The sequence below is a fragment of the Rhizobium johnstonii 3841 genome (assembly GCF_000009265.1).
Classification (GTDB): Bacteria; Pseudomonadota; Alphaproteobacteria; order Rhizobiales; family Rhizobiaceae; genus Rhizobium; species Rhizobium acaciae.
Genome location: NC_008380.1, coordinates 4,434,974 through 4,451,812, shown reverse-complemented (window position 1 = coordinate 4,451,812; position 16,839 = coordinate 4,434,974). Strand labels below are relative to the sequence as shown.

The following is a 16,839-nucleotide window of genomic DNA, read 5'->3' as shown; positions in this document are numbered from 1 at the left end:
GGCAAGAGAACGAATGACGATGGCATAAGAAATGGCAGTTCCCAATCAGGCTCATATCCTCATCGTCGAAGACGATCCCCCCATCGCGGATATGCTGGTGGACCTTGTCCGAAGCAGCGGCTTCGAGGCCTCGTCGGTGGAGAGCGGTGCGGCTATGGATCGAATGATGGTGCGGCAGCAATTCGATCTCATCGTTCTCGATGCGATGTTGCCGGGCGAGGATGGTTTCAGCATCTGCAGGCGGCTTCGTGCAGCGTGCTCGGTGCCAATCCTGATGCTGACGGCGCTGCAGGAGGATATCGACCGCATTCTCGGCCTGGAGCTCGGAGCCGATGACTATGTCACGAAACCATTCAACTCCCGCGAGCTACTGGCCCGGATCAAGAGTATTCTCCGCAGAGCGTCATATGCTCATCATCAGGAGGAAGCACTTGGACCGATGATGTTCTCGGGGTGGCGCATCGATCCAAAAAGCCGCCAACTCCACGACGCGGATGGAGCGCAGGTTTCCATGACAACCGCGGAGTTCGATATCCTCCTGGCCTTCTGCTGCAATCCCAACAAGGTCTTGACGCGCGAACAGCTGTTGTCGATGACACATGCCGGATCGGCGGGGCCGGTCGAGCGCAGCATCGACGCCCATATCAGCCGGGTCAGGCAAAAGATCGAACCAAATCTGAAAGATCCGACGTTCATAAAGACGGTGCGGCTGGGCGGTTATCTCTTCGCATCCAAGGTAGAGCGTCTCCCTTGAGAAATTTTCGGCGCGCTTCGATCCAAAGCCAGATCCTCATATTGGCGACCTTCCTTGTCGTGCTCGTTTCCGTCGCGGCAACCGCCATGGAGCCCTATATCTACGGCCGTCATGATCGTGGGTTTCAAAACGGCCTGTTTGCTGCCAGAGCGGCGATGGTCGCGGAGCAATTTGCCCAGGCAAGTTCAGCGCAGGACGAAGTCACCGTTCTCAAGAGAGCAGCGGCACTCGGCGTTGGGGTCGAAAAATTGTCCCTGGAGCAGCCACTTGCCGGCAAACAGCAGATGGTATCTCCCAGCGAATTGGTGGCGCGTATCAACACAATGCTTGCCGACAATATTTTTGCGGCATTTCATCGCTTCGTCATCGGTCAATCGCACCCAGATGTCCTGACTGTCGGAATTGACGACAAGCGCGCCCTCGTCTTTCAACTACCGGTTTTTCCCAGCTATGTCTGGTTTGTTCCGGCCGCCGTGAGCGGATTTTTGAAAATCGTCATCCCATTGGTGCTGCTTGCATATTTCAGCAGCTGGCTTATCACCGAGCCTCTGAGGCGCTTTGCCGCCGCCGCAAAGCGAGCAAGCATCGAGAGCAGTTGGGAAAAGCCTTTCGAACCGGACGGCGCAGCCGAGATTCGAAGCCTGGCGGAATCGCTGAACGTCATGAGCGATCGCATCCAGAGCATGGCGGAGGATCGAACAAGAATGCTGAGTGGCGTGGGGCATGATCTCAGGACACCTCTGACGAGATTGCGGATGCGTGCCGAGCGTTCCGGCGAGCCCGAGCTTCGCGGCCTGATGCTGGCCGATATCGCCACCTTGAGTTTCATGATCGACGAGTGCCTGGCCTATTTCAAAGACGCGTCCACTGCGGAGACTGATCGAAAGGTCGATATCTCAAGCCTGCTGCAGACGATTGCGACAGACTTCTCCGACATGGGCGTCGATGTAAGCTTCACCGGTTCGCGGCGGCTGGCGTTTGTCTGCAAACCTCAGGCCCTGACTCGGGCAATCACGAATCTGGTCGACAATGCGTCTCGTTATGCAAAGCAAGTCGAAATCGATCTGCAAGAGAGCGACGATGGCGGGATCAAAATATCGGTGGGCGACAATGGTCCTGGTTTGACCGATGAGGCCAAGGCAAAAGTTCTGGAGCCGTTCTTCAAAGTGGATAAATCCCGCCAGATCGGTGCCCAGGGCGGCTCCGGGCTTGGGCTCGGCCTTCCGATCGCCAAAGGAATTGTCACCAAAGCGCATAATGGACAGTTGATGTTGCTGGACAGGACGCCAACCGGCCTGGTCGTCGTGATCGATCTTCCCGCCCCTCAGGCGATCCAGCCCGAAGGCGCGCCGCCGATCCCTTCATCACAATGACTTATTGCCCGGCCGTCGCGTCATCACGCGTCGCGCTGCCCGGAGCGAACACGGCTCACGAACATTTCCGCATATCATAGCAAACACAGCAACATTCGAATTCCATAAAACCGCTGCCAGCAGATGCCATTCGGTATTTCCAAAGCTGGAGCCAAGTCATTGATAAAAAATTTGAAAGTCGGCGCCGCACTGATGCTCGCCTGTTCGAGCGTTGCCGCATGCACGACCCCTGACCCCACGGTTTATTCCGGGCTGGCTTCGGCATCGCAGCTCCAGCCGAACAGCGAGGATAAAACCGGCCGCGTACCGTATCGCTATCAGACGAAAGTCAACTGGAGCCAGTACAACAGGATCATCGTCGATCCCGTTGCCGTCTATAACGGTCCCGACAACCAGTTCGGCAAGGTCTTAGAAAAAGACAAAGCATTCCTTGCCAATTACATGCAGGTTCAATTCACGGAAAAATTGAAGACGCGCTTTGCTGTCGTCAGCACGCCTGCTCCAGCGACTCTCAGATTGCATCTGACGCTGACGGGCGCCAAGGCAACGACCGCGGTCCTCGGAACGGTCACGCGCATCGACGTCGCAGGCGGATTGTATAACACCGTCCAGGCCGTTCGCGGCCGGGAAGGCTCGATGACCGGCTCGGTGAATTATGCCGTGGAGATCTATGACGCTGCGAGCAATCGCCTCCTGTCTTCCTATGTCACCAAGCAATATCCCAACGCGATGAATATCGGCGCAAGCTTCACGGCGATGGATGCCTCCATGGTGGGCATCCGCAAAGGTGCCGATGCTCTGCGTGCCGAGTTGAAATAGGCCGCAGGGCTTAAAGGGGCTGTGGCGACAACAGACGGCGGGGGCCGCAAGCGCAAGGCGCAGCGGCCCCCGCGACCGCTCACAGGATCGCCTGGCCGGCCATCAGCGCAAGGACAAGGAAGATCAGGAAGATCACCAGCGCGATGCCGAAGAGAACGCGTGCGATTGTCGCGGTCGCTGCGGAGACGCCGGAGAAACCGAAGAAGCCGGCGATGATCGAAATGACAAAAAATATCAGAGCCCATTTCAGCATGACATCATCCTTTGCGTTTGCTTGGGAAAGACGCGGCAACCGGGAAAATGTTCCAGATCGCTTGAATGGAATGGCGATCTCTGGGGAGCACCCTCCCGGTGCTACCGATGGGCATTGCGTCGAATTTCGTACCCTTGCCTTTCCTGCCGGTCAGCCGTGATTGATCATCACGTGGCGTACGGCGGTGTAGTCCTCCAGTGCGTAGACCGACATGTCCTTGCCGTAGCCCGACTGTTTGAGGCCGCCATGCGGCATCTCGTTGGTCAGCATGAAATGGGTGTTGATCCAGGTGCAGCCATATTGCAGGCGGGCGGCTGTCTTCATGCCGCGGCCGATATCCTTGGTCCAGACGGAAGAGGCCAGGCCGTAGTCGCTATCGTTTGCCCAGGCAACAGCATCATCGGCATCGGAGAAGCGGGTGACCGAGACGACCGGGCCGAAGACCTCGCGCCGGACGATCTCGTCGTCCTGCAGGGCGCCTGCAATGACCGTCGGCGTGAAGAAGAAGCCCTTGTCGCCGGAGACCTTGCCACCGGCGGTGATTTCCATGTGCTTGTGCTCGGAAGCACGAGCGACGAAACTTTCGACGCGGTCGCGCTGGCGTTTGGAGATCAGCGGGCCGATCTCGTTTTCGGTATCGTCGGCCTGGTTGAAGCGGATGCTCGAGACGGCCGAGGAGAGGTCGGCGACGAAATTGTCGTAAACCTTGGCATCGGCATAGATGCGGCAGGCGGCGGTGCAGTCCTGACCGGCATTGTAATAGCCGAAGGTGCGGATGCCGGCGACGACCGCATCAATATCGGCATCGTCGAAGATGATGACCGGGGCCTTGCCGCCGAGTTCCAGGTGGGTGCGCTTGACCGTCTTGGCCGCGGCCTGCAGCACCTTCTTGCCGGTTGCGACATCGCCGGTAATCGAGACCATGCCGATCTTGGCGTGATTGATCAGGGCGTTGCCGACACTTTCACCACGGCCGAGGATGACGTTGACGACGCCTTCGGGAAGGATTTCGGAGAGCAGCTTCGCCATCTTCAACGCCGTCAGCGGCGTCTGCTCCGAAGGCTTGAAGACGACTGTATTGCCGCCGGCAATGGCCGGCGCCAGCTTCCAGGCCATCATCAGCAGCGGATAGTTCCACGGCGCGATCGAGCCGACGATGCCGATCGGATCGCGGCGGATCATCGAGGTGTGGCCGGGCAGATATTCGCCGGCCGCCGGTGCGTGCAGGTTGCGCACGGCGCCGGCGAAGAAGCGGTAACAATCGACGATCGCCGGGATCTCGTCATTCAGCACGGCATTGATCGGCTTACCGCAGTTCAAAGCCTCCAGTGCGGCAAAGCCGGCGGCATCCTTCTCGATCGCGTCGGCGATCTTCAGCAGGTAGCCGGAGCGCTCGCCGGGCGTCGTCTGCGACCAGGTCTTGAAGGCCTTTTCGGCGGCGTCGACGGCAGCGTCGACCTGGGAAAGCGACGCTTCGGCAAGGTCCAGCACCGTCTCGCCCGTCTTCGGGTTCAGGACGTGCTCTTCCGTTTCCGTGCCTTTTTCGAAGCGGGAACCGATCAGCATTTGGATATCCATGATGTTCTCCCTTTTATTTGCCGCCGCCAGCGATCTGGTCGCCGTCGCGGGTGAGGTAATAGGCTGCCAGGATCGGCAGGAATGTGACGAGCACGACGACCATGGCGACCACGTTGGTAACGGGACGCTGGCGCGGGCGGATGAGTTCTTCGAGCATCCAGATCGGCAAGGTCGATTGCTGACCGCCGGTGAAGGTCGTGACGATGACCTCGTCGAAAGAAAGCGCGAAGGCGAGCATGCCGCCGGCGAGCAGGGCGGTGCCGATATTCGGCAGGATGACATGGCGGAAGGTCTGGAAGCCGTCGGCGCCGAGATCCATCGAGGCCTCGATCAGCGAACCTGACGTGCGGCGGAAGCGGGCGACCGCATTGTTGTAGACGACCACGACGCAGAAGGTGGCGTGGCCGAGCACGATGGTCCAGACCGAAAACGGGATGTCGAACAGGCTGAAGGCGGAGCGGAGCGCAATGCCGGTGATGATGCCGGGAAGCGCGATCGGCAGGATGACCAGCAGCGAGATCGCCTCCCGGCCAAAGAACTTCGTCTGGCTGACGGCCGCCGCACAGAGCGTGCCGAGGACCAGCGCGATCGCCGTGGCGATGACGGCGACCTGCACGGAAAGGCTGAGCGCCGACCAGACGTCCGGCCGGTTCCAGGCGACCGCGAACCATTGCAGCGTCAGCCCGGGCGGCGGCCATTGATAGCTCTTTTCCTCCGTCGTGAAGGCATAGACGAAGATCAGCAGGATCGGCAGGTGCAGGAAAAGCAATCCGCCGGCGGCTGCGATCTTGAGGGGAAGCGGCGATGTCTTGAGGTCAGAGCGCATCGAAGGCCCCCTGTTTCTTGGCGAGCCAGAGATAGAGCGCCATGATGACGATCGGTACGACGGAGAAGGCGGCCGCCAGCGGCACGTTGCCGGCCGTTCCCTGCTGGGTATAGACCGCCTGGCCGATGAAGAGCCTGGACGAGCCGATGATCTGCGGGATGATGTAATCGCCCAATGTCAGCGAGAAGGTGAAGATCGAGCCGGCGACGATGCCGGGCAGCGCCAAGGGCAGCAGCACGGTGCGGAAGGTCTGGCGCGGCGTGGCGCCGAGATCGGACGAGGCCTCGATCAGGTTGCCGGGCACACGCTCGAGGGCCGCCTGCGTCGGCAGGATCATGTAGGGAAGCCAGATATAGACGAAGACGATGAAGGTGCCGAGGTAGCTCACCGAAAGCGAATTGCCGCCGATGACGGGCAGGTTCAGGATGCCGTCCAGCAGCCAGGAGAGATGCAGCTTCTCGAAGATCCAGGTGAGGATGCCTTCCTTGGCGAGGATCAGCTTCCAGGCGTAGATCTTGACGAGATAGCTCGACCAGAGCGGCAGCATGATGCCGAGATAGAAAAGCGCCTTCCATTTGCCTTGCGCATAACGCGCTGTGTAGTAGGCGATCGGGAAGGCGATCAAGGCGGAAGCGATGGTCACCAGCGCTGCCATGACGAAAGTGCGGATGATGATGTCGAAATTCGTGGGGTTTAGAAGCTGCGCATAGGTCGAAAGGGTGAATTCGTAATTCACCAGGCCTGAGAAGTCGTCGATCGAAAAGAAACTCTGCAGAAGCAGGGCGAGCAGCGAACCGATATAAATGATGCCGAGCCAGAGTAGCGGCGGCGTCAGCATCAGGAAGAGTAGCAGTTTCGGGTGCCGCCAGAAGGCATCGGACAGCCGGCCGAAGAGGCCGCCGCGCCCCGGAAGAATCGATGTCGCCTCATTGGTGGTGATGAAGATCGCCGTCATGCCGCGTCATCCATGTAGTGGATATCGCCGGGCTGCCAGCCAAGGCGTATGCCGGCGCCGACGACAGGCACATCTGCGCCCGCCGGCAGCATCACATGCAGCCGGGCCCCCTGGAGGCCAACGGTGAGGCGCGTGGCTGCGCCGAGGAAGCTCGCATTGTCGACCTGGGCCTCGACGCCGTCGCCTGCCAGCCGGATCGCTTCGGGGCGGAGGCTTGCCCAGCGTCTTTCGCCGCCGAGCGAGGCCATCAGATCAGGTGCGATGACGTTCGACGAGCCGACGAAATCAGCGACGAAGCGGTTCTTCGGGCGGCGGTAGATATCCTGCGGCGTGCCCTCCTGGACGATGTTGCCGTCGTTGAAGACGGCGACGCGGTCGGCCATGGACAGCGCCTCGCCCTGATCGTGGGTGACGAAGACGAAGGTGATGCCGAGCGCGCGCTGCAGGCTCTTCAATTCCTCCTGCATCTGTTCGCGGAGTTTCAGGTCGAGCGCGCCGAGCGGTTCGTCGAGCAGCAGCACCTTCGGCTTGTTGACCAGCGCGCGGGCGAGCGCCACACGCTGGCGCTGGCCACCGGACAGCTGGCCGGGGCGGCGGGTGCCGTAACCCGGCAGCTTGACGAGCTCGAGGGCGTCGCCCGCGGCCTTGATCCGCTCCGCCTTGCCGACGCCCTTGACCATCAGCCCGTAGGCGACATTGTCGAGGATGTTCAGATGCGGGAAGAGCGCGTAGTCCTGGAATACGGTGTTGACGTTGCGGCGATAGGGCGGAACGCCCTCGGCCGTCTCGCCGAAGATCTGGATATGGCCCGATGTCGGCTGTTCGAAGCCGGCTATCAATCGCAGGCACGTCGTCTTGCCTGAGCCGGAGGGGCCAAGCATCGCGAAGAACTCGCCCGGCGCGATCTCGAGATCGACGCCGTCGACGGCGCGAACCTGGCCGAAATGGCGCGATACCTGTTGGAAACGGACGGCGGGTGTCATTGGGGGCTCCGGCTTCTTTGCTTTTAGAGAGGCTGCGGTTTTGGTTTATGACCCCGCCCCAAACCCCTCCCCACAAGGGGGAGGGGCTTAGCCTGCCGTACCCCTTCGCAAATACCTTGGCGTTTCGGCAGGATTCGGCGGGGCCACTCGGAGCCCCTCCCACTTGTGGGGAGGGGTCTCACGCTAAACAGTCATCTCAGTGAGGACGCAAATTACCGCCCGCCGATCACGCCGATATAATCGGACACCCAACGATGGTACGGCACGCATTCGCTCTGCGTCGTGCATTTGGCGACCGGGGTCTTCCAGAACTTGATCTTGTCGAAGTGATCGAAGCCGTTGGTAGCGCAGCCGCTATCGCCCATCAGTTCATTGCCCTTGCAGGCGGCGGGAACGGAGGGCACGGCGCCGAACCAGGCGGCGGCGTCACCCTGGACCTTGGCCTTCAGCGAATGTTCCATCCACATATAGGCGCAGTTCGGATGTTCGCTGTCGGCGTGCAGCATGGTGGTGTCGGCCCAGCCGGTGACGCCTTCATCGGGGAAGGTGGAGGCGATCTTCTGCTTGTCGGCCTGCAGCAGGTTCACCTGGAAAGGCCAGGAGCCGGAGGCGACGACGCCTTCGTTCTTGAAGTCGTCGATCTGGATCATCGCATCGTGCCAGTAGCGGGAGACGAGCTTGCGCTGGCCGCGCAACAGGTCGAGGGCGGCCTTGTACTGGTCCTCGTTCAGCTCGTAGGGATCCTTGATGCCGAGATCCGGCTTGTGGGCCATCAGATACATGGCGGCATCGGCGATGTAGATCGCGCCGTCATAGGCCTGGACGCGGCCCTTGTTCGACTTGCCGTCGGGCAGTGTCTGCTCCTCGAAGACGACGTTCCAGCTGGTCGGCGCCTTGTCCTTGAAGGCATCGGTATTGTACATCAGCACGTTCGGCCCCCAGAGATAGGGCACGCCGTAGTGCACGCCGCCGACCGTATACCACGGTCCGTTCTGCAGGCGCTCGTCGACGGTCTTGAAGCTCGGGATCAGATCGGTGTTGATCGGCTGGACGCGTTTGCCGGCGATGAGGCGGAGCGAGGCGTCGCCCGATGCCGTGACGAGATCGAAGCCGCCCTCGTTCATCAGCGACACCATTTCATCCGAGGTGGCGGCGGTCTTGACGGAAACCTTGCAGCCGCTCTCCTTTTCGAAATCGGTGACCCAGTCGTAGTTCTTGTCGGTTTCGCCGCGCTCGATATAGCCGGCCCAGGCGACGATGCTGACCGCACCTTCGCCCTTGCCCAAGGCCTTCAGCGGTTCGGCGGCGATTCCCTGGGTCGCGAAGCTCAGGCAGGCGAGCGCTGCCGTGCAGGATTTCAACAGATTCGTCATCATCCGTCTCCCGGTTTGCCACTTTCTGTGGCGGTTTGTTCCCGGTTGAAAAGGTGACGCGAAAAAGCCGCTTTCGCAAATTCATTTATCAGAAAGGCGATATCGGAAATTCCGATATCAGCGGATGCGCCCGGATCTTAAGCTCTCGGCGATACCGACGAAGTCGCGCGCCGCCTGCGGCAGGCTGGAGCCCTTGCGCCAGACCATGCCGACCTGGACGACCGGCAGCGAACCGGAGACGTCGCGGCTCTCGATGCGGTCGCCCTCCAGCGACCATGGTCGGTAGACGAGATCGGGAAGCAGGGCCACGCCGGCGCCGGTTGCAACCAGGCTGCGCACCGCCTCCACCGAGCGGGTGCGGAAGGCGACATGCGGGCGGGCGCCGAGTGCCGAGAGCAGCTTGCCGGTGTTCTCCTCGATTTCGTCGACCGTCAGCATGATCAGCGGTTCACGGGCGATATCGGCGACCGAGATGATGTCGGCCGACACCAGCGGATGGCCCATCGGCAGCCATAGTCGATAGGGTGAGGTTTCGAGGATTTCCGCCTGCAGCGCCATACGGTCGCGCAGGTTTGATATCACCATCACGGCGACATCCAATTCGCCGCCGACCAGGAGATGTTCGAGGTAACCGCCATTGTCCTCGATGGCGCTGACCTCGATGCCCGGACAGGCGCGCCGGTATCGCGCCAGGAGATCGGAGAGCACGTAGCCGGCGACAAGCGAAGTGACGCCGATGTTCAGTGTGCCGGAGAGGGCGCTTTGCTGACCGGAAAAGCTGGTGCGCGCATCGGAGACGGAGGCCAGGATCTTCGTCGCATGGCGCAGGAACTGGTGGCCACTATGGGTGATTGTCAGGCCGCGCGGATGGCGCTCGAAGAGCTCGACGCCGAGATCGCTTTCAAGCTCCTTCAGCGCTTCCGTCACCGAGGATTGCGAGATCGAAAGGTTCTGTGCGGCTCGCGTCACCGAACCCTGTTCGGCGACGGCGACAAAATATTGAACCTGGCGAAGAGTGAAGGCCATGGGGTTTTAGAGCATGGCGGAACAGGCCGTGGCAAGCGGTCGGAAAAAGCGGACCTTTTTTGGTATTTTCCTAAAATGGAGCGGGCTTCGCATGCCCACTTAAACTTTCGGAAACGTCATTTCCTTAGCGTTCTCAGCACTTGTCCTGCGTTGGAGTTTCAGATGGCGGAGCAGTTGGCGTGAAGGCCTTACTGCGCATATTCCGGCCTTCCCGGAAATTGGCAATCATCATTGGCGGAGTCGCTCTTCTCATGGGCGTGTCCGGCGGTGCGGCGGTCTATGTCGGCAAGGACAGGCTGATCGGTGCAACTGGTGGTGGCTACGGGCTCGAATGCAGTGACGTCAACCTGGTGACGATCCGCAAGCAGGACCACGTCTGGGTGCGCAAATACATCAAGACCGAACCGACCGACGGGATGACGCGGGTCAAGACCGCGCTTCGTGTCGCTCAGGCGGTTTATGCCGCGCAGAAGCCGGATCTGGTGCAGGTGGTGGTGCTCGACGAAAACGGACCGACGATGCGCGCCGATATTCGCGGCCGGGCGATCGGCGCCGATGTCGTCTATATCCCGCATCCCGACAAGACCGTTCCCGGCCTCGACGACAAGTCCTATACAGCGCGCTACTACGACGGCAAGGCCAGCGAAAACGGGCTGTTCTTCGGCGAGCGAATAGAGATGCCGTTCGACGAGATCGCCATGATCAGCGCCGCTTTCAAGGATCCCGAGGATTGCGTCGACCCGGTCGCGGTTGCTTCCACAAAGAGTGAGGGCAAGGCAGCAGCCGGCGGACACGGCGCAGCGCCCCAGGATGCAGCCACTCCGGCAAAAGCCGCTCCCGAAGAGGCGCCGCCGGCCAAGAGCGGGCACTAAACCCAAAAAGCATCAGGCGGCAGGCCTGATATTTTCCCTTATCAGCGAGGCGTCGCGCGCCGGCGGCTGGCCAAAGAAACGTGCATATTCCCTGGTGAATTGCGAGGCGCTCTCGTAGCCCACCGAGTAGGCGACCGAGGAGGCGTTTCCGGATTGGGAAATCAGAAGCTGGCGGGCCTGCAGCAGGCGGATACGCTTCTGGAACTGGATCGGGCTCATCGCCGTCACAGCCTTGAAATGGCGATGGAAAGCCGAGACGCTCATGGCGGTGAGGGCGGCGAGTTTTTCGACCTCGACCGCTTCGGCATAGTGCTCGCGAACCCAGCGGATGGCGAGCCGTATCCGCGACAGGGCGCTATCGGGTGCTGCGATATCGCGCAGCATCCAGCCCTGCGGTCCCTGCAGCACGCGATAGAGGATTTCGCGTTCGTAGGCCGGGGCAAGGGCAGGGATATCCTGCGGGCGCTCCATGAGTTGCAGCATCCGCAGCCAGGCACCCAGAAGTTCCGGCGTCATGCGACAGACGGAATAGCCACCGCTTTGTCCCTCCTGATAGGATTGCGGCGGAAGATCCAGGAGAAGCGCTGCGACCTTTGCCGGATCGAGCGATAGGCTGACGCCGAGATACGGCCGGTCGGGACCTGACTGCTGCACCATGCCCGTCGCCGGCACATCGATCGATATCACGAAGTAGCTCGCTGGATCGTAATAGTAGTCCTGTCCGGCGATCGTCAGCGTCTTGCTGCCATCAAGGATCAGGTTGACCATAGGCTCATAAACGGCGCCGAGCTTGTGTTCGGGGATCTCCCCTTTGACCATCAGTATGCCGGGTATGCCGGTTTCCGTCGGGCGGTTTTCAGCGTGGGCCGTCAAGCGGCGCATCTCTTCGAGCATTGTTTGCATGGCGAAATCCTGACCCAGCAAGTGACACGGCGCAAGGTAAAAGCAGGAATAGGCAAGAACGAGGCAGTTTCCGGCGAAGTGCAGGCCGGTTGTTTCCCATAGCTTCCGACTACCGAAGCAAAGGAGACAGAAATGAAAATCGCAATCATTACCGGCGGCAGCCGTGGCATTGGTCAATCGGCAGCGCAGGAATGCGCAAGGGGCGGCATGGGTGTCATCCTCACCTACAACAGCCACAAACCAGGTGCGGATGAAGTCATCGCCGCGATCAAGGCAGAAGGTGGTCAGGCCGTCGCGCTTGCCCTCGATGTCGGTGATGCCGACAGCTTTCCGGCCTTCGTGGCGGAGGTTAAGAGGTTGCTTTCCACTTATTGGGGCCGGGATACGTTCGATTGCCTCGTCAACAATGCCGGTTTCGGCATGTTCAATCTGATGGAGACGGTGACGACGGGCCAGTTCGACGCTCTGATGAATGTTCACCTGAAAGGGCCGTTCTTCCTGACGCAGGCGTTGCTGCCGCTGATGGTCGATGGCGGCGTGATCCTCAATGTAACGAGCGCTTCCGTTCGCGTCGCAACAGCAGGTGTTGCGCCCTATGCAGCCCTCAAGTCCGGACTTGAGACGTTGACCCGCTATCAGGCGAAGGAGTTCGGCGATCGCAGGATCCGCGCCAATGCCATCTCGCCCGGTCCTATCCGCACCAATCTTGCCGATGCTGCGCTGGACAAGAACCCGGAGTTTGCCGCGTTGCTCGCCTCACAGACGGCTCTCGGCCGTATCGGCGAAGCCGAGGATGTCGGTCGCGTCATCGCCATGCTCGCGTCCGACGACGGCGCATGGATCAATGCGCAGACGATCGAGGTCGCCGGCGGCTACATGATCTGAGTGTGACGACAACTCGATCATAACAAAAGCCAACGAAATAACGTCATTCCGTGACCGACCAAACCACTGTGTCTTGGTCCATCGGCCGGTTTTTCACCAGTCTGCCTCAAACAAAACGGAGCGTCCTTTCGGGCGCTCCGTTTTTTCATTTTAAAGAATGTGGTTCTCAGTCGGCCTTGCTGCGGCGGGCCGGGAAGAGGATGACGTCGCGAATCGACGGCGCATTGGTCAGAAGCATGATGAGACGGTCGACGCCGATGCCGAGGCCACCTGCCGGCGGCATGCCCTGGTCGATCGCGTCGAGGAATTCCTCGTCCAGCTGCTTTTCCTTTTCGCCGCGGGCATGCGCCTGTTCGAGCTGCTCGACCATGCGGCGGCGCTGCTCTTCGGGATCGTTGAGTTCCGAGAAGGCGTTGCCGAGTTCCCAGGCGTTGCAATAGGTCTCGAAGCGCTCGACGAGGCGCGGCTCGCCCGGCACTTCCTTGGCGAAGGGCGAGATGTCCTTCGGAAAATGCGTGACATGCGACGGCTGAATCAGGGTGGATTCGACTTTTTCCTCGAAGATGAAGGCGAGGCATTCGCCCCAGGTCCAATCCTTCTCGACTGCGAAGCCGGCAGCCTTGGCGGCGACGCGCGCCTCTTCATCGGTCTTGATGGCGCGGAAGTCGATGCCGGTCGCTTCCTTGACGGCATCGGGCATCGGAACGCGCTTGAACGGACCCTTGAAGGACATGGTCTTGTCGCCGAAGGGGAATTCCGTCGTGCCGTGAATGGAGAGCGCCAAGCTCTCGAACAGCCGCTCGACGAGGTCCATGATGTCCTCGTAATCGGCATAGGCCCAGTAACACTCCATCATGGTGAATTCGGGATTGTGTCGGGTGGAGACGCCTTCGTTGCGGAAGTTCCGGTTGACCTCGAAGACCTTGTCGGTGAGCCCCGAGATCAGCGTGCGCTTGAGGAACAGTTCCGGCGCGATGCGCAGGTACATGTCGAGCTTTAGCGTGTTGTGATGGGTCTTGAACGGCTCGGCGGTGGCGCCGCCATAGACCGACTGCAGCATCGGCGTCTCGACTTCCATGAAGCCGTCATTTTCCATGAAGCGGCGGATGCCGGAGAGGATCTTCGAGCGCTGCTGGAAGCGGAGCTTCGAATCCTCGTTGGTCATGATGTCGAGATGGCGCTTGCGATAACGCAGTTCGATGTCGGAGAGACCGTGCCACTTCTCCGGCATCGGCAGCAGCGACTTCGTCAGCATGGTGATCGTCTGCGCATTGATCGTCAGCTCGCCGCGTTTGGTGCGGCGTACGCTGCCGGTGACGCCGATGATGTCGCCGATGTCGATCATCGGCAGAAGCGCACGGGCTTCTTCCGGGGTCGTGTCCTTGTGACTGAAAATCTGGATCTTGCCGCGGGCATCGTGGATGTCCATGAACATGCCGGAGTTGCGCGACGAGTAGACGCGGCCGGCGACGGTAACGACATCCTGCGTCTCGACGTCAGGTTCCAGGTTCTCATATTTCGCGATGAGCTCGGCGTTGGTCATCGTGCGGTGGAAATGCGCCGGATAGACCTCGCCGATCTGCTCACGCAGCAGCTTCAGCTTCTGAGCGCGCACTTCCGTCGCGTCGGAGGAAAGGGTGTTTTCGCTCTTGTTGTCAGCCATTGTCGAAATCCTCTGACTGTTCTTACTTCGAGCCGACGAGGGCGGCGACCGCCTGCGAGGCGAGCTTCAGGCGCTGACGCACAACGGACCGGCCGAGGATCGCCATGGAATCGAAGAGCGGCAGCGAGCGCGACGAGCCGGACACGGCGACGAAAAGCGGTGAGACCACGACCTTCAGCTTCTTGCCCATGCGGTCGGCGATCGCGCGCAGCTCCGCCTCGATCGTCTCGACATTCCATTCCAGGATCTTTTCGAGATCCGGCTGAACGGTGTTGAGGATCTCCAGGATCTCTTCCGGCGGCGACTTGATCTTGGCGAAGTCGGAAGGCTGCAGACCAAGATCGGACTTCAACAGGAAGCCGGCGAGATCGGGTAGTTCGCCGAGCTTGGAAATGCGCGTCTGCGAGAGGCGCAGACCCTCCTTCAGGCGGTCGTTTTCCATCGCCCAGGTCAGCACACGCGCCTGGAATTCCTCTTCCGACAGCTTCTCGCGGATCCAGCGGCCGTTCAGCCAGTCGAGCTTCTGGATGTCGAAGATCGCGCCGGCCTTGGAGAGGTTCTCCGGGTCGAACTTTTCGGACAGCTCGTCCATTGTCAACAGCTCTTCGCCTTCGGCAATCTGGATGAAGAACAGGCCGAGGAAGTTCATCAGCGCTTCCGGGATATAGCCGAGCGCGGAGTAATAGGAGATCGAGGTCGGGTTCTTGCGCTTCGACAGCTTCGACTTGTCGGCATTGCGCATCAGCGACAGATGCATGAAGACCGGCTGGTCCCAGCCGAAATAGCGATAGAGCAAGATGTGCTTCGGCACCGAAGCCAGCCATTCCTCGCCGCGCGCCACGTGGGTGATCTTCATCAGATGGTCGTCGATGACGTTGGCCATGTGATAGGTCGGCATGCCGTCGGCCTTGACGAGGACCTGCATGTCGACGGAATCCCAGGGGATCGAGACTTCGCCATAGACGCCGTCTGTGAAGTCGCACGAACCTTCGGTCGGGATCTTCATGCGGATGACGGTGGTCTCGCCGGCGGCCATGCGCGAGGTGACTTCCTCGGCGGCGAGGTTCAGGCAGAGGCCATCATACTTCGGCGGCTTGCCGGCGGCGCGCTGGGTTTCGCGCATCTGCTCCAGCCGCGCCGGCGTGCAGAAACAGCGGAAGGCATGACCCTTTTCCAGCAATTCCTGGGCGTAAGGTTGGTACATGTCCTTGCGATCGGACTGGCGATAGGGGCCGTAGGGGCCGCCGATATCGGGGCCTTCCTTCCATTCCAGCCCACACCATTTCAGTGCGTCCAACACCTTCGTTTCGAATTCCGGGGTCGAGCGCGTCGCATCGGTATCCTCGATGCGCAGGATGAACTCGCCGCCGTGCTTCTTGGCGAAAAGGTAATTGAAAAGAGCGATGTAAGCGGTGCCGACATGCGGCTCGCCGGTCGGCGAGGGAGCGATGCGGACGCGGACGCCGGTGGCTGTCCCGGAAACTGTCATTGTGTGTGCCCGTCAATGAATGCCGGACGGCTTTCATGGGAAAGCGACGTTCGGCCGGAAGGATGCAGATAGCTTCATCGGCAAACCGGCCGGAAAAGGGCATGCGCCCGCATTATCCGCCGATCGTCCGTTCGGCTGGCCTTAGGCCATATTCAACCCGGCGCGTCAAGAAAAACCACGCTTGCGAAGGCCTGATGGCGGTGCGTGAGGGCGCGCCGGTTCCGCCGCGCCCTCCTGCCCAAGCCTCAATGCGCGGCGTCGCGTTTGCGTTTGCGGGCGTTGCGCGCGAACATGTTCAGCACCTCGACCAGCGCCGAGAAGGCCATGGCGGCGTAGACGTAGCCCTTCGGCACATGGAAGCCCATGCCTTCGGCGATCAGCGTCGTACCGATCATCAGCAGGAAGGCGAGCGCCAGCATGACGATCGTCGGGTTCCTCTCGATGAAGTTGGCAAGCGGGGTCGCGGCAACAAGCATGACGGTAACGGCGACGACGACTGCGACCACCATGATCGGCAGATGCGGCGTCATGCCGACGGCGGTGATGATGCTGTCGACGGAGAAGACGAGGTCGAGCAGCAGGATCTGGCCGATGGCCGATGCAAAGCCGGTCGTTGCCGAACTTGCGATGAAGTCCTCGCCGTGATCTTCCGGATCGACGCTGTGGTGGATTTCCTTGGTGGCCTTCCAGACAAGGAACAGACCGCCGGCAATCAGGATCAGATCCTTCCAGGAGAAGCCGTGGCCGAAGGCTTCAAACAGCGGTTCGGTCAGTTGCACGATCCAGGCGATGGTGCCGAGCAGGGCGAGACGCATGACGAGCGCAAGACCGATGCCGATCTTGCGGGCCTTCTCCCGGTGCTCGGGCGGCAGTTTGTTGGTGAGAATGGAAATGAAGATCAGGTTGTCGATCCCGAGAACAACTTCCATCACCACCAGCGTGATGAGCGCCACCCAGGCGGCCGGATCCTGAATGAGCGTCATGATTTCCTGCATCAGCATATATCCCTTTTGCGTCACGTGAGTAATGACGCTCGCAATGTAATGTCGCCGGCCTGTCAGGCAAGCGCCGCAAGGGGGTATACGAA

Annotated in this window: 16 protein-coding genes; 5 read left to right on the top strand and 11 right to left on the bottom strand. The window is 60.7% G+C overall.

Annotated elements, in window-relative coordinates:
- The first annotated feature begins 31 nt into the window (after nucleotides 1–31).
- The 3 genes from RL_RS21645 (at nucleotide 32) to RL_RS21635 (ending at nucleotide 2,946) form a co-directional block, all read left to right on the top strand.
- Nucleotides 32–754 (top strand): response regulator, encoded by a 723-nt coding sequence (locus RL_RS21645; protein ID WP_011653595.1) that lies wholly within the window; start codon nucleotides 32–34, stop codon nucleotides 752–754.
- The gene (locus tag RL_RS21640; RefSeq protein ID WP_011653594.1) at nucleotides 751–2,127 is read left to right on the top strand and encodes a sensor histidine kinase; all 1,377 of its coding nucleotides are present in this window, start codon (nucleotides 751–753) and stop codon (nucleotides 2,125–2,127) included. Before RL_RS21645 ends, RL_RS21640 begins: the two co-directional genes overlap by 4 nt.
- A gap of 159 nt (nucleotides 2,128–2,286) precedes the next feature.
- Nucleotides 2,287–2,946, top strand: a complete 660-nt coding sequence (locus RL_RS21635; RefSeq protein WP_197729399.1) for a DUF3313 domain-containing protein — start codon at nucleotides 2,287–2,289, stop codon at nucleotides 2,944–2,946.
- A gap of 79 nt (nucleotides 2,947–3,025) precedes the next feature.
- On the opposite strand, the gene RL_RS37110 is transcribed toward RL_RS21635, so the two are convergent.
- The 7 genes from RL_RS37110 to RL_RS21600 all read right to left on the bottom strand — a co-directional run bounded on the left by RL_RS37110 (nucleotide 3,026) and on the right by RL_RS21600 (nucleotide 9,940).
- Complete coding sequence (locus RL_RS37110; RefSeq protein ID WP_003552965.1) at nucleotides 3,026–3,199, bottom strand: DUF1328 domain-containing protein; 174 nt, start codon at nucleotides 3,197–3,199, stop codon at nucleotides 3,026–3,028.
- A gap of 150 nt (nucleotides 3,200–3,349) precedes the next feature.
- Nucleotides 3,350–4,777: a gamma-aminobutyraldehyde dehydrogenase gene (locus RL_RS21625; RefSeq protein ID WP_011653591.1), complete on the bottom strand. Its 1,428-nt coding sequence runs from the start codon at nucleotides 4,775–4,777 to the stop codon at nucleotides 3,350–3,352.
- A 13-nt stretch (nucleotides 4,778–4,790) separates the two neighbouring features.
- Complete coding sequence (locus RL_RS21620; protein WP_011653590.1) at nucleotides 4,791–5,603, bottom strand: ABC transporter permease; 813 nt, start codon at nucleotides 5,601–5,603, stop codon at nucleotides 4,791–4,793.
- Complete coding sequence (locus RL_RS21615; protein ID WP_003543053.1) at nucleotides 5,593–6,558, bottom strand: ABC transporter permease; 966 nt, start codon at nucleotides 6,556–6,558, stop codon at nucleotides 5,593–5,595. The genes RL_RS21620 and RL_RS21615 overlap by 11 nt, the downstream gene beginning before the upstream one ends.
- The gene (locus RL_RS21610) at nucleotides 6,555–7,541 is read right to left on the bottom strand and encodes an ABC transporter ATP-binding protein (RefSeq protein ID WP_003543052.1); all 987 of its coding nucleotides are present in this window, start codon (nucleotides 7,539–7,541) and stop codon (nucleotides 6,555–6,557) included. The genes RL_RS21615 and RL_RS21610 overlap by 4 nt, the downstream gene beginning before the upstream one ends.
- A 212-nt stretch (nucleotides 7,542–7,753) precedes the next feature.
- Nucleotides 7,754–8,914, bottom strand: a complete 1,161-nt coding sequence (locus RL_RS21605) for an ABC transporter substrate-binding protein (RefSeq protein WP_003543051.1) — start codon at nucleotides 8,912–8,914, stop codon at nucleotides 7,754–7,756.
- Nucleotides 8,915–9,031: 117 nt separating this feature from the next.
- Nucleotides 9,032–9,940, bottom strand: coding sequence for a LysR family transcriptional regulator (locus tag RL_RS21600; RefSeq protein WP_011653589.1), 909 nt, complete (start codon nucleotides 9,938–9,940; stop codon nucleotides 9,032–9,034).
- Nucleotides 9,941–10,119: 179 nt separating this feature from the next.
- On the opposite strand from RL_RS21600, the gene RL_RS21595 reads away from it, so the two are divergent.
- The gene (locus tag RL_RS21595; RefSeq protein WP_011653588.1) at nucleotides 10,120–10,812 is read left to right on the top strand and encodes a hypothetical protein; all 693 of its coding nucleotides are present in this window, start codon (nucleotides 10,120–10,122) and stop codon (nucleotides 10,810–10,812) included.
- Nucleotides 10,813–10,824: 12 nt separating this feature from the next.
- Here RL_RS21595 and RL_RS21590 read toward each other — a convergent pair whose 3' ends face one another.
- Complete coding sequence (locus RL_RS21590; protein WP_011653587.1) at nucleotides 10,825–11,715, bottom strand: AraC family transcriptional regulator; 891 nt, start codon at nucleotides 11,713–11,715, stop codon at nucleotides 10,825–10,827.
- A gap of 132 nt (nucleotides 11,716–11,847) precedes the next feature.
- Here RL_RS21590 and RL_RS21585 point away from each other — a divergent pair, with 132 nt between their 5' ends.
- Entirely contained in the window at nucleotides 11,848–12,600 is a 753-nt protein-coding gene (locus RL_RS21585) for an SDR family NAD(P)-dependent oxidoreductase (protein ID WP_011653586.1), read from the top strand.
- A gap of 166 nt (nucleotides 12,601–12,766) precedes the next feature.
- Here the strand turns inward: RL_RS21585 and lysS are convergent, their stop codons facing one another.
- From lysS to RL_RS21570, 3 genes are all read right to left on the bottom strand, one after another.
- The gene (lysS, locus tag RL_RS21580; RefSeq protein ID WP_011653585.1) at nucleotides 12,767–14,263 is read right to left on the bottom strand and encodes a lysine--tRNA ligase; all 1,497 of its coding nucleotides are present in this window, start codon (nucleotides 14,261–14,263) and stop codon (nucleotides 12,767–12,769) included.
- A gap of 22 nt (nucleotides 14,264–14,285) precedes the next feature.
- Complete coding sequence (gltX, locus tag RL_RS21575) at nucleotides 14,286–15,752, bottom strand: glutamate--tRNA ligase (protein ID WP_011653584.1); 1,467 nt, start codon at nucleotides 15,750–15,752, stop codon at nucleotides 14,286–14,288.
- 245 nt (nucleotides 15,753–15,997) lie between these two features.
- Nucleotides 15,998–16,747: a TerC family protein gene (locus RL_RS21570; RefSeq protein WP_028742334.1), complete on the bottom strand. Its 750-nt coding sequence runs from the start codon at nucleotides 16,745–16,747 to the stop codon at nucleotides 15,998–16,000.
- Nucleotides 16,748–16,839 lie beyond the last annotated feature (92 nt).

Bases quoted from the DNA above. Each gene is read 5' to 3' on its own strand.
- RL_RS21645 (WP_011653595.1), top strand. From the start codon at position 32: ATGGCAGTTCCCAATCAGGCTCATATCCTCATCGTCGAAGACGATCCC.
- RL_RS37110 (WP_003552965.1), bottom strand. From the start codon at position 3,199: ATGCTGAAATGGGCTCTGATATTTTTTGTCATTTCGATCATCGCCGGC.
- RL_RS21625 (WP_011653591.1), bottom strand. From the start codon at position 4,777: ATGGATATCCAAATGCTGATCGGTTCCCGCTTCGAAAAAGGCACGGAA.
- RL_RS21620 (WP_011653590.1), bottom strand. From the start codon at position 5,603: ATGCGCTCTGACCTCAAGACATCGCCGCTTCCCCTCAAGATCGCAGCC.
- RL_RS21615 (WP_003543053.1), bottom strand. From the start codon at position 6,558: ATGACGGCGATCTTCATCACCACCAATGAGGCGACATCGATTCTTCCG.
- RL_RS21610 (WP_003543052.1), bottom strand. From the start codon at position 7,541: ATGACACCCGCCGTCCGTTTCCAACAGGTATCGCGCCATTTCGGCCAG.
- RL_RS21605 (WP_003543051.1), bottom strand. From the start codon at position 8,914: ATGACGAATCTGTTGAAATCCTGCACGGCAGCGCTCGCCTGCCTGAGC.
- RL_RS21600 (WP_011653589.1), bottom strand. From the start codon at position 9,940: ATGGCCTTCACTCTTCGCCAGGTTCAATATTTTGTCGCCGTCGCCGAA.
- RL_RS21590 (WP_011653587.1), bottom strand. From the start codon at position 11,715: ATGCAAACAATGCTCGAAGAGATGCGCCGCTTGACGGCCCACGCTGAA.
- RL_RS21585 (WP_011653586.1), top strand. From the start codon at position 11,848: ATGAAAATCGCAATCATTACCGGCGGCAGCCGTGGCATTGGTCAATCG.
- lysS (WP_011653585.1), bottom strand. From the start codon at position 14,263: ATGGCTGACAACAAGAGCGAAAACACCCTTTCCTCCGACGCGACGGAA.
- gltX (WP_011653584.1), bottom strand. From the start codon at position 15,752: ATGACAGTTTCCGGGACAGCCACCGGCGTCCGCGTCCGCATCGCTCCC.
- RL_RS21570 (WP_028742334.1), bottom strand. From the start codon at position 16,747: ATGCAGGAAATCATGACGCTCATTCAGGATCCGGCCGCCTGGGTGGCG.